At 72.9% G+C, this 18,265-nt stretch carries 14 protein-coding genes and 1 pseudogene; 5 read left to right on the top strand and 10 right to left on the bottom strand.

The window, feature by feature from the left end; all coding sequences use genetic code 11:
* Positions 1 to 31 precede the first annotated feature (31 nt).
* A complete protein-coding gene (locus tag OG500_RS36200; protein ID WP_329586682.1) occupies positions 32 to 1,231 on the bottom strand; it encodes a UDP-N-acetylglucosamine--N-acetylmuramyl-(pentapeptide) pyrophosphoryl-undecaprenol N-acetylglucosamine transferase in 1,200 nt (399 codons plus the stop codon).
* 547 nt (positions 1,232 to 1,778) lie between these two features.
* Positions 1,779 to 2,024, bottom strand: a pseudogene (locus OG500_RS36195) (GMC oxidoreductase); the annotation flags it as partial.
* Positions 2,025 to 2,562: 538 nt separating this feature from the next.
* On the opposite strand from OG500_RS36195, the gene OG500_RS36190 reads away from it, so the two are divergent.
* On the top strand, positions 2,563 to 3,639 hold the full coding sequence (locus OG500_RS36190) for an IPT/TIG domain-containing protein (protein WP_329586677.1): 1,077 nt from the start codon (positions 2,563 to 2,565) through the stop codon (positions 3,637 to 3,639).
* Positions 3,640 to 3,840: 201 nt separating this feature from the next.
* Here OG500_RS36190 and OG500_RS36185 read toward each other — a convergent pair whose 3' ends face one another.
* Positions 3,841 to 5,025 (bottom strand): M20 metallopeptidase family protein, encoded by a 1,185-nt coding sequence (locus OG500_RS36185; protein ID WP_329586674.1) that lies wholly within the window; start codon positions 5,023 to 5,025, stop codon positions 3,841 to 3,843.
* 150 nt (positions 5,026 to 5,175) lie between these two features.
* Between OG500_RS36185 and OG500_RS36180 the strand changes: the two genes are divergently transcribed.
* A complete protein-coding gene (locus OG500_RS36180; RefSeq protein WP_327071088.1) occupies positions 5,176 to 6,222 on the top strand; it encodes an Lrp/AsnC family transcriptional regulator in 1,047 nt (348 codons plus the stop codon).
* 286 nt (positions 6,223 to 6,508) lie between these two features.
* Here the strand turns inward: OG500_RS36180 and OG500_RS36175 are convergent, their stop codons facing one another.
* Together OG500_RS36175 and OG500_RS36170 are read right to left on the bottom strand one after the other, a co-directional pair.
* The gene (locus tag OG500_RS36175; RefSeq protein ID WP_329586671.1) at positions 6,509 to 7,789 is read right to left on the bottom strand and encodes an urea ABC transporter substrate-binding protein; all 1,281 of its coding nucleotides are present in this window, start codon (positions 7,787 to 7,789) and stop codon (positions 6,509 to 6,511) included.
* A gap of 103 nt (positions 7,790 to 7,892) precedes the next feature.
* Entirely contained in the window at positions 7,893 to 8,735 is an 843-nt protein-coding gene (locus OG500_RS36170; RefSeq protein ID WP_327071086.1) for a bestrophin-like domain, read from the bottom strand.
* Positions 8,736 to 9,172: 437 nt separating this feature from the next.
* Here OG500_RS36170 and OG500_RS36160 point away from each other — a divergent pair, with 437 nt between their 5' ends.
* Positions 9,173 to 9,673 (top strand): universal stress protein, encoded by a 501-nt coding sequence (locus OG500_RS36160; protein WP_329586667.1) that lies wholly within the window; start codon positions 9,173 to 9,175, stop codon positions 9,671 to 9,673.
* Between the two features lies 1 nt (position 9,674).
* On the opposite strand, the gene OG500_RS36155 is transcribed toward OG500_RS36160, so the two are convergent.
* The 5 genes from OG500_RS36155 to OG500_RS36135 form a co-directional block, all read right to left on the bottom strand.
* Positions 9,675 to 11,870, bottom strand: a complete 2,196-nt coding sequence (locus OG500_RS36155; RefSeq protein ID WP_329586664.1) for an FUSC family protein — start codon at positions 11,868 to 11,870, stop codon at positions 9,675 to 9,677.
* Between the two features lie 253 nt (positions 11,871 to 12,123).
* Positions 12,124 to 12,597, bottom strand: coding sequence for a TIGR00725 family protein (locus OG500_RS36150; RefSeq protein WP_329586661.1), 474 nt, complete (start codon positions 12,595 to 12,597; stop codon positions 12,124 to 12,126).
* Between the two features lie 9 nt (positions 12,598 to 12,606).
* On the bottom strand, positions 12,607 to 14,079 hold the full coding sequence (zwf, locus tag OG500_RS36145) for a glucose-6-phosphate dehydrogenase (RefSeq protein ID WP_329586659.1): 1,473 nt from the start codon (positions 14,077 to 14,079) through the stop codon (positions 12,607 to 12,609).
* Positions 14,076 to 15,230, bottom strand: a complete 1,155-nt coding sequence (locus OG500_RS36140; protein ID WP_329586656.1) for a glycerophosphodiester phosphodiesterase family protein — start codon at positions 15,228 to 15,230, stop codon at positions 14,076 to 14,078. Before OG500_RS36140 ends, zwf begins: the two co-directional genes overlap by 4 nt.
* Positions 15,214 to 15,780, bottom strand: a complete 567-nt coding sequence (locus tag OG500_RS36135; RefSeq protein ID WP_327071080.1) for a universal stress protein — start codon at positions 15,778 to 15,780, stop codon at positions 15,214 to 15,216. Before OG500_RS36135 ends, OG500_RS36140 begins: the two co-directional genes overlap by 17 nt.
* A 313-nt stretch (positions 15,781 to 16,093) precedes the next feature.
* On the opposite strand from OG500_RS36135, the gene OG500_RS36130 reads away from it, so the two are divergent.
* Together OG500_RS36130 and OG500_RS36125 are read left to right on the top strand one after the other, a co-directional pair.
* Positions 16,094 to 16,870 carry an MgtC/SapB family protein gene (locus tag OG500_RS36130; protein ID WP_327071079.1) on the top strand — a complete coding sequence of 259 codons (777 nt, stop codon included), beginning with the start codon at positions 16,094 to 16,096 and terminating at the stop codon, positions 16,868 to 16,870.
* A gap of 255 nt (positions 16,871 to 17,125) precedes the next feature.
* Entirely contained in the window at positions 17,126 to 18,262 is a 1,137-nt protein-coding gene (locus OG500_RS36125; RefSeq protein WP_329586651.1) for a PP2C family protein-serine/threonine phosphatase, read from the top strand.
* Positions 18,263 to 18,265: the final 3 nt, after the last annotated feature.

Raw genomic sequence — 18,265 nt, 5'->3', positions numbered from 1 at the left:
AACTCCGTACTGTGCGGGTCGGGTTGGCGGTTCACTGGGACCAGGCGGAGGGCAGCCAGGAGGGGTGGCTGTCGGCGGGCACCACCGGGTAGGGCACAGGGGTCTGGCCGATGGTGCGCAGGACCTTGGCGGCGAGCAGGTCGGCTGCCTGGGCGTGGGTGCCGGGGTCGGCGGCGCGGCTCATGGTGAGCAGGCGGGTGGGGTCGGCGAGCAGTGGTTCGATGAGGGTGGCGAGTGCGTCGCCGGTGCAGGCGTGGTCGGGGAGGAGGAGGCCGGCGCCGGCGTCGGAGAGGACGCGGGCGTTGTGTGTCTGGTGGTCGTGGGGTGCGTGGGGGTAGGGCACCAGGACGGCGGGCAGGCCCACGCTTGCGAGTTCGGCGACGGTGGCGGAGCCGGCGCGGCAGATCATCAGGTCGGCGGCCGCGTAGGCGAGGTCCATCCGGTCCAGGTAGGGCACGGCGACGGCCACCGGACTGTCGGCCAGCCGACTCCGGACCTCGTCGAGCGTGGCCGGGCCGGTCTTGATCAGCAGGCGCAGGTCGCTGCGGTGGCGCCAGCGGGCGGCCAGTTCGACGGCGGCCTCGGTCAGGCGGGCGGCCCCCAAACTGCCGCCGTTGAAGACCACCAGCCGCACACCCTCGGGCACCCCGAACCACTGCCGGGCCTGGGCCCGCAGCGCGCCCCGGTCGAGCCCGGCCACCGCGCCCACCAGCGGCATGCCGACCGTCTCCGCCCGCACGCCGGCCGGCAGGTGCGCCCGGGTGCGGTCGAAGGCGAGGGCCACATTCGGAGTCAGCCAAGCCGCAAAGCGGTTCGCCCGCCCGGGCACCGCGTTCGACTCGTGGATCACGCTCGGCAGCCCCGCGAGCCGGGCCCCCACGATCACCGGCGCACTCGGATAACCGCCCATCCCGACCGCCACCTGCGCACCCTGCGCCCGCAGGATCTCCCGGCACTGCCGCCCCGAACTCAACAGCGCCGCAGGCAGCATGAACCGGCGCAGACCGAGCGACGCGTCGAACGGGATCATGTCCACCGTGTGCAACCGGTAGCCCGCCTCCGGGATCAGCCGGGTCTCCAGCCCGCGCTCGGTGCCCACGAACGAGATCACCGCTCTCGGATCGGCCCGCCGCAGCGCCTCGGCCAGGGCCAGGCCCGGATAGATGTGCCCACCGGTGCCACCGGCGCCGATCACCACCGACAGGGGTCGGTCCTCGCGCTCTGTCCTCATGCCCAGCAGCCTGCTGGGACGGTCTAAGAGACTTCTCAGAAGCGTTCAATCCCTGCAGCTGCCCAGTCCGGCGGGCTCTACCGGGCGGGCTACGTCGTCGGGCATCTCACCTGGACGCACGCCCGAATCGCCCAAGTACGGTCCAGTACGAGGACGACTCGGGCGCACGCCCAGCCGCCGGACAGGCCCTGGGCAAGACGGTGCACCACATGCCGGGCGTGCCCGTCGACCTTTGAGGTTGGGGACGGGGATCACGGCAGGTGATGGTCATCACCCGGGTCTGCATGATCGGCCCCATGGCTGGTCAGCTTGACTCTGCATCATCCGCGTCCGCACGCCGCACGCGTGGGGTGCTGTCACGTGATGGGGGCGTGGCGCACCGCACGTCCGGCGCGGTTCGGTGCCGTGGGCGCCGGTGATTCGCCCTGCGATCCTGGGGGTACTGGGTGTTCTTGACCTGCTCGCGCAGACCTCGCTCAGCAGGCTGTCAGCGGGCTGCGGGCCGCCGTCTGCCGGGAGGAGCACCCACCTCTCCGGAGCGCGTCCCTCACCCGGTGGTGGTGGTTTCCCGGATCAGGTCGGCGGCCTTCTCGGCGATCATGATGACGGGGGCGTTGGTGTTGCCCCACACCAGGGTCGGCATCACCGAGGCGTCCACCACGCGCAGTCCGGTGGTGCCGTGCACCCGCAGGTCGGGGTCGAGGACGGGGCCGATCGGGCAGCTGCCGACCGGATGGAAGGGGGTGTGCATGGCCCGTCGGGCGCGTGCCAGCAGGTCCTCGGTGCGGTCCGAGGTCAGCAAGGACACGGACGGCACCATCTACACCCAGAAGGACTCCGAGGCCCGGCCGGTGAGGCGCTGGACCGGTGCTTCGCCGCCCGTGGGTCAGGACGGTGTGTTCTGGTGTCGTCGATGACGACGTTGAGCCAGGCCGCCCGCTTGAGAGACGGCTCCTCTGTACGTATGAGCACGAATCCGGCCACGGGCGGGCCCCCTTGATCCTGGTCGACGAGTAGTCGCGCAGATCATATAGAGCTCCGATGAGGGCACCTGGCAGAGCTCCGCCGAGGCAGCAGGCACACTCCGCGCGGCTGGACCGGCCGCTGGCCACGACCGGTGGCGCTGTCACCGCCGCGGGAGGGCCGGGTCGATCGGCTGCTCGGCCCGGACGGGTGGGGCCGGAGCGCCTGAGGCGACGAGCGGGTCGGCCGGGATCAAGGGCGGCGCCTCAAAGCAGTCTTGATGGTCTGTCAATTTCCTTACAGGCCGTCGAACTGGCGTCCGGGTGCGATATAAGGAGGCTCCGTGAAAGCTTCGAGAGGGGAACCAGATGAAGCTCAAACTCGGCCTGGCCTGTTCGGCACTCGCCATGGCCGGCGCCCTGGCGGGCACCGTGCCGGCCGCCGCCGCTGCGCCGACGGCTCCCACTGCTCCCACTGCTCCCACTGCTCCCACTGCTCCCACTGCAAGCGTCGCTCCCGCCCAGGGGGCTGACGAGGCCGTCGCGGTCTACCCCGAGGTCATCCCGCGCTACGGCGAAGTGGACGTCCATTGGACGGCGGTGGGCACCGCGGACACCACCGGGCCCACCCAGATCACCCTCGACCTGCCGTCCTGGATGACCATCGGCATACCCATGATCACCGACGAACAGACCTTCACCTTCAGCTACAGCATCTCGCCCGACGGCCACCACCTCACCGCCCTGTACACCGGTACCCAGAAGCCCGGTCAGACCGAGTTCCTGCAGGCGCGCGTCTCCTCGGCCCTCACCATCCCGCCCGGCGTGATCACCGCGACCGTGTCCAACCCCGGCGACCGCAATCCGGCCAACAACGTGGCCACCGCGGGCATCGGCGGTGAGACCGCCCCGCCGCCGGTGATCCCCGCGGCGCCGCGCGCCGTCAGCTCGGACATCAGCACCGGCCCCGGGGTCGGCGGGTCCGTGGTGACGATCACGGGCACCTCGCTGGCGAACGGCATGGTGCTCTTCGGCGACACGCCGGCCACCAACGTCTCCTGCACCGAAACCAGTTGCACCGCAACCGCGCCCGGCGGCTGGGGCCTCGTCCCGGTCACGGTGGTCACGCCCGGCGGCACCGCGTACACCCCGTCGGCCTTCCTGTACACGGGCCCGCCGCCGCCCGCGCCCCCGGCCCCCGCGCTGACCGCCTTGGACGTCACGAGCGGGCCGACCGCCGGTGGCAACACGATCTACCTGGCGGGTAGCAATCTGGCCGGCGGCCTGGTCCTCGTCGGCGGCAGGCCGGCCGCCGATTCCTCCTGCGGTACCAACCTGTGCAGCGCCACGGCTCCGGCGGGTACCGGGACGGTCGACGTCCAGGTGCTCACGGCAGGCGGGCTCAGCCCGGCGGTGAGCGGGGACCAGTACACCTACACCGGCTGACCGGTCGGGCCGGGCGATCCGGCTGCTCGGCGCGGGGTGGCCCGGGACCGGGGGTCCGGTGTGAACCGGGCCTCTCCGGCGCGCGATCGCGCGATGATGCCACGGCCCTCACGTCCGTGATCCCCGAGCCGAAAACCCCCGTCATGACCTCCGAACTCGCCTGCGCCGATGGCGCGCTGGATCACGCCCTGGTGCAAGGATTCAGGCCGCGAGGCGGCGGGTGGCGAGTTCGGCGTAGAGCGCGGCGCCGTCCGGGAGCACCGCGTCGTCGAACTCCGCGTAGGGCGAGTGGTTGGCCGGCAGGTCCTCCGGGTCGACCCCCTTCGGGGCGGCGCCGACGTAGGCGAACGAGCCCGGAACGGCGTCGAGGATCCGGGAGAAGTCCTCAGCCGCTGTGGCGGGGTTCGGCAGCGTCCGGTAGCGCTCCTCACCGAAGACCTCCCGGACGGTGTCCGCCAGGAAGTCGGTCTCGGCCCCGTCGTTCACGGTCACCGGGTACCCGGGAACGTACTCGACCTCGGCCCGCAGGCCGTGGGCGGCCGCGATGGCCCGGACCAGCTCCACCGTGGTGTCGGCGACCTTGGACTCGGCCTCGGCGGAGTAGGTGCGCACGGTCGCCTCGAAGTAGGCGGTCTCGGGGATGATGTTGCGCTGGGTGCCGGCCTGGATCAGCCCGACGGTCACCACCACCGGGTCGAACACGTCGAACCGGCGGGTCACCATGGTCTGCAGCGCGGTGACCATCTCGCAGGCCGCGGGGATGGGGTCCTTGGCCCGGTGCGGCACCGAGCCGTGGCCGCCCGCACCGTGGACGGTGACCTTCAGCGAACCGGAAGCCGCGAGGATCGGCCCGCTCCGGGAGCTGAACTCCCCGTGCGGCATGGCCGACACCACGTGCAGGGCGTAGGCGGCGACGGGGTGTCGGCCGGCCGCGTCCAGCACGCCCTCGGCCAGCATGGCGCCGGCGCCGTCCCAACCCTCCTCGCCGGGCTGGAACATGAACACGACGTCGCCGTGCAGTTGCTCGCGCCGTGCGGCCAGCAGCTGTGCGGCGCCCGCGAGCATGGCGGTGTGCAGATCGTGTCCGCAGGCGTGCATGGCGCCGTTGGCGGCGGCGAACGGCACCGGCGCCTTTTCGACGACCGGCAGAGCGTCCATGTCGCCGCGCAGCAGCACCACCGGACCCGGCTTGCCGCCGCGCAGCACCGCGGTGACCGAGCTCAGCGACGCGCCCAGGCTCACCTCCAGCGGCAGGCCGTCGAGGGCCTGCAGCACCCGCTCCTGGGTGCGCGGCAGCACCAGTCCCAGCTCGGGGAAACGGTGCAGGTCGTGCCGGAGCCGGACCAGGTCCGGGGCCAGCGCGAGAGCGTCGTCGTACAAGGACACGGGTACCTCCATCGGACCCGCCCGGGGCGGGAACTTGTGCAGAGCGATCTTGATCCGTGATTCTGGATCTCGCGGCGGGAGTTTCCCGCGATTCCGCAGGATCACGCCAGAGGAAGGCCCTCCGATGAACGAATCCACCGGCACTCGACGGTGACCGGCACCGATGTGACCGTGGACGAGCTGGACCTCGCCCTGGTGAACGCGCTGCAGCTGCGGCCCCGGGCACCCTGGGCGCTGCTCGGCCAGACCCTCGGGATCAGCCCGGTCACCGCCGCCCGCCGCTGGCACCGGCTCTCGCAGGCCGGCATCGCCTGGGTGACCGCCTACGGTCTGCCGCACCCCGAGGACCCCGGGTGCGTCGCCTACCTCGACCTCGACTGCGCGCCCGACCGGCTCCGGCAGATCGCCGACGACCTGGCCGAGGACCCGCACGTGATGACCATCGAGCACCTCTCCCAGGGCTGCGACCTCGTCGTCACCGCGGCCTTCACCGACCTCGCGAGGCTCTCGCGCTACACCACCGGACGGCTCGGCCGCCTGCCCGGGGTCAACGCCGTCCGCGTCCACCTGGCGACCGGCTTCTACGCCGAGGGGATCCGCTGGCGACTGGACTCACTGGACCCCGCCCAGCGCGTGGAACTGCACGACGATCAGCAGGGCGGCACCGGGACCCCGTCCGGAGCACGAGCCGAAGTCCGCGCAGAAGACCGGGAGTTGCTCATCAGACTGGGCGTCGACGGCCGCCTCGACCAGGCGGAGCTGGCCGCCGCCACCGGGCTCAGCCCCTCCACGCTGCGCCGCCGCCTCCACCGGCTGGCCGCCTCCGACGCGATCCGCTTCCGCTGCGAGATCGCCGCCCGCGACGCCGGCCGACCGGTGCTGGCGACCTTCCGGGCCGACCTTCCCCCGGACCGGCTCGACGAGGTCGGCCCGCAGCTCGCCAGACTGCCCGAGATCCGGCTGTGCGTGTCCGTCACCGGCACGCACAACCTCATCCTCTCCGTCTGGCAGCGCTCCCTCGCCGACGTCCAGCGACTGGAAAGCGTCCTCGCCCGCAGGTTCCCCGACCTCCGGGTGGCCGAGCGCCGCGTCTCCCTGCGCACCGTGAAACGGATGGGCCGGATCCTCGACGCCGACGGCCGCGCGGTCCGCGCCGTCCCGATGGACATCTGGCGGGACCCGAACACGGTCTCCTGACGCGCTTTCAGATCAGCTGGTACGCAGGCGAGTTACCGAGTCCTCAGCCCAGCTCGGCCGGCTGGACCTCCTGCGGCGTTCCCTTCAGCACGGTGTCGGGACGGAATTCACCGGGTGCCGCACAACAGCGCTTGGTACTACCTCAATTCGTCTGCCAGAAACCATAGTTGATGACAGACTTTCGCATCGGCGAGAAATTTCCTATCTCCCAGGTGAGGAAAGTGAATTGCGGAAACATCCCCGGCCGTACATTCGAGCCCGATGCGTTCCCCGCCGACGAAAGGTGTCAGGCCCGGGCCCTGGAGGCGGTGTGCGAGCGCCGGCAGCTCGCACGGTTCGGCTTCGGCGGGGCCACCCAGGAGGGGGCCCGCGGCGTGTCGGGCGGTACCGGGCTGGACCAGCTGGCCCCCCAGCCGGCGTGCAGCTCGGCCAGCATCTCGTGCCACTCGCGCCGGGTGCGGTACGGCGAGTAGGGCATCGGCCGGATCAGGTTCTCCGAGGTCCAGACGACGTCGACCTGCCCGTCCGCGCGGATGCGGCCGATCCTGGCCTTGCGCCACAGGTGGAGGTTCTCCTCGTCGACGTAGAGGGTCCCCTCCGCGCCGGCCCTGCGCTGGCCGCGGATCGCCCGGCGCACGTCGGCGGGACGTGTACTGCCGCAGGCCCGGACCGCCTGGGCCCACAGGTGGACGAGGTTGTAGGCGGCGGCCATCGTGTCGCCGACGACGCGCTCCTGGCCGTACCTGGCCCGGAAGGACTCCACGAAGCGGGCGTTCTGCGGGGTGTCGATCGACTGGAAGTAGTTGAACGCGAGGTAGTCGCCGGCCATCTGCGCCCGGTCGAGATGCTGCAGCTCGCACTCCCCGATGACGAACGAGAGGGTCGGGGTGCTCGCGGGCCTGATCCCGGCGGCGCGCAGTTCGCGGAAGAAGGGCATGTTCGTGTCGCCGACGAGCGTGCTCAGGATGACCCCCGGCTTGGCGTCGGCGATGGCCCGCACCAGCGGGGCGACGTCGCTCTGGCCCAGCGGCACGTAGACCTCACCCGCCACGTGGCCGCCGAGCGCGGCGAGCAGGTCCTTGACCACGGCGTTGACCGAGCGCGGGTAGACGTAGTCGGAGCCGATCAGGTAGAAGTCCCGGCCGCGGTTGTCCAGGAACCAGCTGACGGCCGGGATGACGCACTGGTTGGCCGTCGAACCACCGTAGACGACGTGCTCGGAGGACTCGATGCCCTCGTAGAAGGTCGGATAGAGCAGGATCGCGTCATGCGCCTCGATGACCGGGATGACGCTGCGCCGGCTGGCGGAGGTGTAACAGCCGAAGACGGCGCAGACACCGTCGCCGGTGAACAGGCTCTCGGCCGCCTCGGCGAAGGCCAGCCCCTGCGAGCAGCCGTCGGCGATGACGGGCTCCAGGGTCCGGCCGAGGAGTCCGCCGCTCGCGTTGATCTCCTCGATGGCGAGCAGGGTGGCGTCCACGACCGGCAGTTCACTCAGCGCGACCGACCCGGTCAGGGAGTGCAGCACGCCGACGCGCGCGGGCTGCGGAGCGCGGTTGCGCCTCACGGCGGGCTCCCGGGCGCGTGCCGGCGTCTGCGGGTGTGGGCGGGGTCGGGGTCGGGGGCGGGGGTGTGGGCCGGGGCGGGGGCCTTGCGGAACCGGGACACGGTCAGTAGTCCTCCAGGTTCTGCAGGGACGCCAGGACCGTGCTGAACGCCGCGGGACTGACCTTGAGGTCACCGCTGAACGCGGCGTCGAGCTCGCCGATCAGGAAGAGCACCAGGGCGATCGTGCCCACGATGCTGATCATCACGAGGCGGTCGCGCGCCTGACCCGACAGGCCGAACGCCTGGGCCATGGCCACGATGATGACCGAGTCTGCGGCCATCAGCATCCACAACGCGGTCGGGATGCGCTTGGCGGCCAGCAGGAGCCGCTGGCGCCGGCAGTCGTCGAGGTTCGTCAGCAGGGCCATGGAATGGGCGTACAGCGGATCGCCGCGCTCCGGCTGGCCCATCAGTGTGTAGACCTCCCAGAGCTCGGCCAGCGCGGCGCCGGCCCGCTCGCTGGCACCCGCGTGCGCCAGCGCGGGCCACTCGTCGTGGATCACCAGACGCGCGTAGGTGCGCACCGCGCCCTGGACCTGACGGCGGATGCGCACCGGGAACCCCCGCGAGACGCGTTCCAGATCGGCCAGGGCGTTGGCCTCACGGGCCGTCACCGAGTCGGCATCGGACATCGACTGCCAGACCACCACGACGACGAAGGCGACCATCAGACCGAAGAGCGTGCCGACCAGCCCGAGGATCACGGCCATGAGGCCGTTGTCGTTGCTGGCCAGGCTCCTGGGGAAGAGCCAGTGCCCGAGCGGGACCATCAGATCCGCCAGCGCCACGATCCCGATGATCCGCAGCGCGGTGGCGAGCCAGACCGGCCGCGAGGCGGGCAGCAGCCACAGGGCCGCCAGGCAGCTGAGAGTCGTCGCCGCCTCGGCCGTCTGAAGCAGGTGCATCGTGACCGGTCCCGTCGTCCTGTCCGCTCGAAACCCCCTGACAGCGCCGCCTGCCAGGCTCGCACGCCCGCGCCCCGGCCGCCAGCCGTCCGGCAGTCCCACCGCCCTCCCGTCCCTGCAGGCCTTCGCAGCCCCCGGTCACACCCTCTACGGCAGCGACTGGCCCTTGGCCCCGGTCTCCACCGGTTCGTACTTCGCCACCGCCCTGGATGACCAGGTCCGGTTCCCGGCCAGGGGACGCCGGGCACGGACCTGTCCCGCACCAGAGCGAGGCCTTCCCCCTGCCAGGGGGCTGATCGGACGACAGACAGGCCCTGGCCGCAGCGAAACGCTGAAAGCAGTCGCCGTCTCCGTCAGGGGACGTGCGGGACTGTCCGTTCGCCGGGACTGTCCGTTCGCCGGGACCTTTTCGCTACCGGGAACAGGGGATGTCGATCATGATCAACCGTGTCGTTGTCGGAGTCGACGGTTCACCCGCCAGCGTGAGCGCGCTGCGGTACGGAGCCCAGGAGGCGGCGCTGTCCGGCGCGCCCCTGTGGCTGCTGCACGCCCTCCCGCCCGGGGGCGAGGCCGTGTACGTGCGGTGGCCCGCCTCGGTCGCGCTGTGCGAGGCCCGGGGCGACCTGGCCAGGGCCGAGCTGCGCGCCGCGCGTGACCAGGCTCTTGCCGGCTTCACGGACAGCCCCGAAATCGTCACCCGGGTCGTGCGCGGTCGTCCCGGTGCCGTCCTGGTGGCCGGTGCCGACCAGGAGGGTGACCTGCTGGTCCTGGGGTCCGACGCGCGCGGAGTGCTGCGCCGGGGCCTGTCCGGCTCCGTCCACCGGCACTGCCTGGTCCATGCCCGCTGCCCGGTCCTGATCACCTGCCTCCCCGAGAGTGCCGGCCGACGCCAGCGCCGTCCACGCCCGGGTGCGCCGAGCCGCACGCACCAGCAATGATCTACGCAGTCGTCGAACCGGTCACGGCCCGGCGGTACTGGGACAGGTCGTCCGCCACTCCCAGCAGCCAGGCCTCGACGGAGGCCAGGAACAGGTGGGTCTCCGTCACCTCCGGGAGCAGTTGCTCGGCGACCTCCAGGGGGTGCGACCCGCCCGGCAGGCACTCCGGTGTCCGCTCCCCCTGCGCGAGGTCCCCGGTGCCGAAGGCGTCCGCGGTCCGCAGGGCCATCGCCGCCACCCTCTCGGACAGGGCCGAGAGCGCCGCCACCGCGGCCGGGGGCAGCGGTGCGAGCCCCTCGCTCCGATGGCGGACCAGGAGGAAGTCACCGCCGTAGACGATGAAATGGCCGGCTGCCAGGGCCGCCTCCCAGCCGGAGGACGCCGTGTACTGGTGGGTGCGTTCCGACTGGTACTGCGCGGAGGACGCGTCGGCGAGCAGCATCGCGCGGCGCGCGGGGCGCAGCGGGTCCTCGTCCGTCGCCGGGCCGCTCACTTCGGTGACCACGGCTCGGCACGCCGTGGCACCGCGGGCGAGGAAGTCGCCGATGTCCCTGCGCAGCGCGCCGTAGCCGCCCTTGGGCCAGGCGAGCAGGCTGGCGACGCCTCCGACCACCCCGCCGATCAGGACGTCGGTGAGCCGGACCTCCGAGAGGTGCCAGTTGGGGGTGGAGAGCTGACTGAAGATCACGATGAAGGTCAGCGTGAACAGGCCCTGCATCCAGGCCGGGCCGCACACCAGCCCCAGCGTGAAGCCGACGAGCATCAGGACGGGGAGCAGCGCCGCGTAGAAGGCGGGCACGTCGCCGACCAGGAAGAGCATGAGCGCGGCGACCGCGGCTCCGGCGATCGTGCCGAGGAAGGCGGGGCGCAGGGCGGCGCGGGTGTCCGAGGCCGAGGTCCGCATCAGGCTGACGGTCGCCAGCAGCACCCAGAATCCGTGGGAGAGATCGAGCGCACCGACCAGCAGGCGGGCGGCGGCCAGCGCCACCGCGGTGCGCAGGGCGTTCTGCAGGTGGACCGAACGGGGCGTCAGGTGGACTCCCAGCCGGCGCCACCACAGCACGGGCGCGGGTGCGAACGCGTACCAGAACACCTGACGGTACGGTCGGCTCCGCTCCCCGGCCGGGGGCCGCACGCCGAGCGCGATCCGCGTGGCTTCCGTCGCCACCCAGGTGGCTGTGGCCACCTCCCGCACCATCGCGTGGCGCAGCAACCGGGTGGCCGGTGGCGGCGGCCGCTCACCGACGCGACTGGCGTCGAACACGCCGAGAGCCGCGTCGAGGCCGTCGACGCGCAGCGGGGCGGTACCCGTGCACAGCGCTTCGGCGTCAGCGCGCAGGGACGCCGCGACGCGATCCAGCAAGGCCGCCGCGGCCGGGGCGGCGGACTTCCCGTCGCGGCCGTCGAGCAGTCGGTCCAGCCGACCGCGGATGTGCCAGAGCGCCGCACACGCCTGGTTGAGCGCTCGGTCCCGGGCCGAGGGTGAGGTGGGGCGTTCGGTCGACGGCTGACGGACCGGCCGGGCCGCCTCGTACGCCCGTTCGGCCTGCACCTGCCGCTCGAGCGCCGCCGTGGCGGGCGTCGCCGGGCTGCGCAGGTCGTCGGCGAGGGCCCCGCTGTACGCGGCGACGGCGGCCACCGCGTCGGCCAGCACCACCCGGTAGGGCACCGGCGGCGGGCCGGGAAAGACCAGCCGTTCGGCGAGGCCGGCCAGCACGATCCCGATCGTGAGGCCGATGAGCCTGGAGCCCAGTGACCCCGGTGCGTACGGGGGAAAGCAGGGCAGCACGTAGAACAGCTGGAAGGCGATGGCCAGGCCGGCCGGCCGCGGTCCTCCCACCGTCAGGAAGGCGATGATGAAGCCCACCACGAACATGCCGATGGCCGCCGCCCAGGCATGCACCGCCAGCAGGGTGCCCATGGTGACCAGGACCCAGCCGGCGGGCAGCGCCAGCAGCAGGGTCCGGGCCCGCTGCGCCGCGCCACCGGGGATCCGGCAGAACAGGCTCAGGGGAAGCGCGCCGAAGATGGCGTAGAGGGCGATCACCGAGTCGCCGAGGCCGTACCGGCACGGGTAGAAGCCCGCGCACCCGGCGACGGTCACCCGCGCCGCCCGCCGCAGCGCCGCCGGTCCCTCCGGCTGTGCCCGCAGCCACCTGCCGGGTGCCCCGCCGCCGAGGAGCCGCCCGGCCGTCACCGCCGCCCTCCTGGCCGGGGCGCCCCGGGGCGCCCGCGCAGTCCGTCGGCCACTGGAACACCTCGTCCACTCCGCTGGTCCCCGGCGTGTGTCCCGGGCGGGGATCTGATTGACTGCCAGGTCCGTCCGGCAGGACCGGGCCTTGGTCCGGCCAGCCTGTCACATCGCGTTCCACGCCAGGCGGCCCCGCGCCGCGACCGGCCCCGACCGGCTACCAGCCGGCGTCAGGAGCAGGAGCCGGAGCACCGCCGTGTCAGCCCCGGCCTGCCAGGGCGAGCCGGACAGCAGCAGCCGGGCTGTCGGCCGCCACGGGGCCCGGGACGGCTTCGCCCCGCGCGTCGGTGACCCGCCAGCCGCCAAGAGTGACCACCGGCCCGATGCCTCGCCGCATGGCCATCGCCACCTCGGAGAGCGTCCCCCATGACCCGCCGACGACGATGACCGCATCCGCGGAGCCGACCAGGACGCTGTTGCGGGCCTGCCCCATGCCGGTGGCCACCCCGACGGTCAGGCCGGGCGAGGCCCCGGACCGGTCGGCCCCGGACAGGATGCCGACGACGGTTCCGCCCGCACCCGACGCACCCTGCGCCACCGCGGCCATGACCCCGCCGTAACCCCCGCAGAGGACGACCGCGCCCGCGCGCGCCAACAGGGCCCCGACCTCCCGGGCCGCCGCCTCCTCGGCCGCACTGCACTGCGCGGGACCGCAGACCGCCACCTGGACCACCGCTGCTCCCTACTCGTCGTCGGGCAGGTACCAGTGGTGCGGCGCGATGAGCCCGTCGATCGACCCGGGGCCCCAGGAGCCGGGCGCATACGGCTCCACGGGCCGTGGGCGGGCCAGGAGTTCGCCGGAGATCTCCCACAGGCGCTCGATCGAGTCCGAGCGGGTGAACAGCGACTGGTCGCCGAGCATCGCGTCCAGCAGGAGGCGTTCGTAGCCCTCCAGGCCGTGGCGGCGCCGGAAGGAGTCCGCGTAGCGGAAGGTCATCTCCGCGGTGCCGAGCCGCATCGCCGGTCCCGGTTCCTTGGTGAGGAAGCGGGCGCTGATCCAGCCGGGATCGTCGAAGTCGATCACCAGGGCGTTGCCGCGTTCCGCGCCGGGGCCGTCGTGCGCGTCGTCGGGGAACATCCGCCGCGGGGGCTTCTTGAAGTGCAGGGTGACGGTCTGGCGGCGCTTGGCCATCGACTTGCCGGAGCGCAGGAAGAACGGGACACCGGACCACCGCCAGTTGTCCACCTGCGCGCGCAGCGCGATGAACGTCTCGGTCTGCGACTGCGGATCCACTCCCGGCTCGGACCGGTAGCCGTCGTACTGCCCGCGCACCACAGCAGCGGGGTCGAGGGGTTCGAGGGCGTTGAAGACCTTGGCCTTCTCGTCGCGCAGGGGCTGCGCGCTGAGGGAGACGGGTGGCTCCATCGCCACGATGCCGAGCACCTGGAACAGGTGGGTGACGATCATGTCCCGGTAGGTGCCGGTCTCCTCGAAGAAGGCGGCGCGGCCCTCGATCCCGATCGTCTCGGGCACGTCGATCTCGACGTGGCTGATGTGCTCGCGGTTCCAGACGGGTTCGAACAGTCCGTTGGCGAAGCGCAGGGCGAGGATGTTGTCGACGGACTCCTTGCCCAGGAAGTGGTCGATGCGGAACACCTGGGACTCGTCGAAGACGGCGTGCACGGTCTCGTTGAGCGCGCGGGCCGAGGCGAGGTCAGTGCCGAACGGCTTCTCGATGATCACCCGGGTGTCGCGGGCCAGGCCGGTGTCGCCGAGCATGGCGATGACGGAGGTGAACGCGGCCGGTGGGACGGCCAGATGGCACAGCCGGCGCGGGCTGCCGCCGATGGCCTGCTCGGCGGCCCGGACCGCACCCAGCAGCGGCTGCGGATCCTCCGGGTCGGCGGCGCCGAAGCTCAAGCGGTCAGCGAAGGCCTGCCAGCTCGCGCCGGTGGGCTCGGCGAGGCCGAACTCCCGCACCGCGTCCTCGGCGTGCCGGCGGAACTCCTCATCGCTGAGCGCGTACTGGGCCGGTGCCGAGCCGACGATCCGGTAATCCTCGGGGAGCAGACCGGCCTTGGCGAGGTGGAACAGGCCCGGGAGCAGTTTGCGCCGGGCGAGGTCACCGGTCGCGCCGAACAGCACGATGACGTGCTGCTCGGGGCGGTCGGTGGTCATGGGGGCGGTCGGGGCCGCGGGCGTGGTGGTGGTCATGGAGTCTGCTTCTCTGCGTGTCCGCCGAACTCGCCGCGCATCGCGGAGAGGATCCTGTCCGTGAACTCGCCGGGGCCACAGAGGGCGGGAGCGCGACGGGTTCGCCGGGCCAGGGCACCTGCGGTCGGTCCGTCCACAGCACATGGTGCGGCCCTCCCGTCGTCCTCGTCGGCCGGGACACGACGCAGCGGTGTTCTTCCTCCGGATGGGCCATCCGACCCGCTTGAGGCGCCGACGGACTGTTCCGCGGCGAAGGGTGCCGAGGCGCGGCGGCCGGTGACGGCCAGCAGCGCGGCGGGGTGGTCGGTGAGCACGGCGTCGGCGCCCAGCCGGGCGGCCTCGCGGTAGTCGGACGCATTGTCGACCCCGAACACGACGACGGCGACGCCGGCGACGCGGTGGCAGCAGTCCACGGTCCGCCGGTCCCACAGCACCGCGTCGTGCACGGTGCCGCAGGCCCGGCCGAGCATGCAGTCCTCGGCCACGACCAGATCGCGGCGCAGCTCGAAGCCGACCCAGCGCCCGGGCACGGGTGACGGGGGGCAGTTGCCGGTGAGGCGGGCGGCCAGCAGCCGGCCCCTGGTGGTGTCGCGGTCCTCGAAAGTCATCGACCGGGGGTGCGCACGCCGGACGACTCGCAGGGCCGACGGCTCGGTGGAGTAGAACCGGATGCGCTCCCACCCGCGCGTCCCCCGGCGCGTCCGGTCGTCCAGGAGCCGGGTGATCGCGCGGACCAGCCGCACGGGCTGCGGGGATTTGAGGTCGAGGATCAGCGGAGTCTGCGCAGGCACGGCCGCCAGTGCCGCCGCGAGGGTCGGCAGCCGGGCCTTCCGGTGCGGAGCGCGGTAGGGGCGGCTGCCGTCCGCGGCGACGAAGGCGTGCCCGGCGTTGAGTGCGGTCAGCTCGGCGGCGGTGTGCTCACCGACCCGGCCGCAGCCGTCGGTGAGGGCGTGCAGTTCGGCCGGCCGGTAGAGCACCGGGACCCCGTCGCTGCTGACCTGGACGCTGAGCCACACCAGGTCGGCCGGCGCGGCCACCGCGGCCCGAACCGCCTCCAGGGTGTTCTCCGGCAGGTCGCCGCCCCCGGCGCGGTGGGCGATCACGAGCGGACGACGGCTGCGGTCGGCCCAGCGGTCAGGCTGCGGGTGCATGGCTGCCGCCTCCGGCCCTCCCCACCCCTCGGCCCCGGGCGTCGCCCGCCGGCCCGGGTGGCGCCAACTGGTCGACGCAGCCGCCCTGGACGGCGGAGTACCCGATGAGCACCGGGCACCGGGCGTGCTTGAGGCAGTACCGCCGGGCCGAGCGGCGGCGGAACCGGTGACCCGGGCGGTGGCCACCGACCCCCAGCACGAGGAGGTCGGTGTCGTGCCGCGAGCAGGCGACGAGGGCCGGGCCCGGCTGCCCCCGAAGGACCGCGGGCGAGAGCCGTAGGCCGTCCGGGACGTCCGCGAGGGCGGCATCGCAGGCGGCCGCGAGCCGCTTCTCGGCCGCCTTCTCGCAACGGCGGCACAGGGCGTCGAGGGCCGGGAAGGAGGTCGGCTTCGAGGGGCGCGGCGCGTCGCCGCCGGGCAGCTCCCAGACCAGCACCGGGCAGAGCTCGGCCTGGTGGCGCAGCGCCTCGTACGCGGCCCGCCGCAGTGCCAGCAGGCTTCCCGGGGAGCCGTCCACACCGACCACCACACGCTTCACGAGTACCGACATGCTCCGCTCCTCAGGGTGTCCTGCTGTCCGTGGTGCGGCCCCGCAGTCCGCTGCTGTCGCTGGCCGCGGGGCCGCCTTCCACGCTAGGAGCCGGGCCCGGGCGGACGGGTCGGTCGATCGGGCGACCCGGTGGTGGATCCCGGCCGACCGACCCGACCGGTGGCGCATCAGCATCCGTTTGGGTCACCCGGCCCTCCGGCACGGCCCCGCCCCGCTGCCAGGCTTGATCGCGTGCCGCCGGCCGGCGGCCCCGGGCCACCACGAGCCGCAGCGGGCGCCGCGTCCCTGCCGGCCGCAGGAAGGAGACGGACCGATGTCGGACTACCAGCTGGTGATCAACCTCGCCGTCGCCCTCCTGCTCGGGGCGCTGATCGGCATCGAACGCCAGTGGCGGGCCCGGGAGGCCGGGCTGCGCACCACCGCGCTGGTCGCCGCCGGTTCCGCGCTCTTCGTCCTGCTGAGCAAGTACGGCTTCGTCGACCTGGGCCACGTCCGGAGTCAGACCTACGACGGCTCGCGGGTCGCCGCCCAGATCGTCTCCGGCATCGGCTTCCTGGGGGCGGGCGTGATCATGCGCGGCGGCCGCCGGGTGCACGGCATCAACACCGCTGCGACGCTGTGGTGTTCGGCGGCGATCGGTGCGCTCAGTGGCGCCGGGATGTTCCTGCTGGCCGTGGCGGGCACCGCCGCCGTCCTGCTGACCCACGTGATGCTGCGCCCCGTCGCGCGCCGGCTCGACCGCAGCCCGACGGCCGGCGACGAACTGCCCGGCGCCTACCGCCTGTGGGCGTGCTGCCAGGAGGCGGACGCGCCGCACGTGCGCCGGTTGCTGATCCAACTCCTCGACCGCACCGACTTCGTGCTGCGCACGGTGCGAACCGACCCGGACGAATCCCACGGACAGGCCACCCCCCACGGGCAGGTGGTGGCCGCGGTCGTGACGGCCTCCGGACAGTCGGACGGACCGCTGGAGGCGGTCGTCGCCCGGCTGGGTACGGAGCCGGGCGTCGCCAGCTCCGGCTGGGCCCTGCTCGACGAGGACGGCCCGGCCGCCTGGGGCAGGGACAACGGATCCGGCTCCGAGACCTGACGGGGTTTACGCCATCCGGTGGTATCGCAGGGCCGAGCGGCCCGGACCGGGGCCGGCGCCTTCTACGCTGACCCGGTAGGCGGTGAAGAGCAGTCGTCAGGCCCGGTGGCACAGGACCCGTGCGTCCCTGGACCGTTCGGGGCGGACCGTGACCGAAGGTTGCCCAGCACATGAGGTTCGACGAAGGTCCTGACCCCGTCTCCATGAGACCGTCGAGAATGTCGAGAACGTCGAGAACGTGATGCCGCGGTGAGCATGCCCGATCCTTCGACGCACCCGCCCGCCGTGCCACCGCGCATCGGCGATGCGGCTGCCCTCGCCTGGCTGCTGGGGCTCAGCCTCCTCATCGTGACGCCCGATGTGCTGGCAGGCAGCTCCGTCCACCTCACGTCGATGATCATCGTGCTGTGCGCCCTGGCCGCCGGCCTGTGCTCGCTCCGCATGACCGTGGTCGCCGCGCTGCTGACCGTCACCGTCCGCCCGCTGCTCTACCTCGCCGAACCGCCCGCCTCCGTCGCGGACGGGGTGGTCAGCGCGGTGGTGACGGCGATGATCGCCGCGCTCTGCGTGGTCGGTGCCCGGCTGCGGATCCGCCGCGAGGGCGAGGTGTTCCGCGTGCGCTCCACCGCGGCCGCCCTCCAGCGCCAGATCCTCTCCCCCCTCCCGCTGAGCACAGCGCACGTGGAGGTCCACGGCCTGTACGAACCGGTCGAGGAGGACTCCTTCGTGGGTGGCGACATCTACGAGGCCATGGACACCCCGCACGGCACCCGGGTGCTGATCGGCGACGTGCGCGGCAAGGGGCTGGTCGCGATCGGTGCCGGTTTCGCCGTGCTCACCGCCTTCCGCGAGGCCGCCTGGCACCGCGCCACCCTCGACGAGGTGGTGGACGCCCTGGAGGTCGCGCTCCGACGGCACAACGACACGGCGGCCCGGGCCGGAGCGCCGGAGCGCTTCACGACCGCGCTGGTGCTGGCCTTCGACGGGTCGCCGACCGTGCGGATCGTGAACTGCGGACATATTCCTCCGTACCGGCTGCGCGGGGACGGGTGCGGACCGGTCCCGCTCGGCGCGGCCGGCGTCCCCCTCGGCCTGGCGGATCTCGTACCGGATCCCCGGCCGGTGGAGGAGTTCGAGCTGGGGCCGGAGGACCTGCTGCTGCTGTGCACCGACGGCGTCACCGAGGCCCGCGACCGGGCCGGCGAGTTCTACCCGCTGGAGGACCGCTTGCCGGCGTGGCAAGGACTCGGCCCGGCCGCAACGGCCGAGGCCCTGCGGCGTGAGCTGCACGCCTACGCCCCCGGCCGCGCCCGCGACGACGTGACGGCCCTGGTGCTCCGCCGGGTCGGCGCGACCGGGCCCGAGCCCGCGGCCGAGACCGAAAGGACGTAGGAA

Origin of the sequence: Kitasatospora sp. NBC_01250, assembly GCF_036226465.1 — a bacterium.
Classification (GTDB): domain Bacteria; phylum Actinomycetota; class Actinomycetes; order Streptomycetales; family Streptomycetaceae; genus Kitasatospora.
Note: the sequence above shows the minus strand (reverse complement) of the source record. Positions and strands in the feature narration are given on the sequence as shown.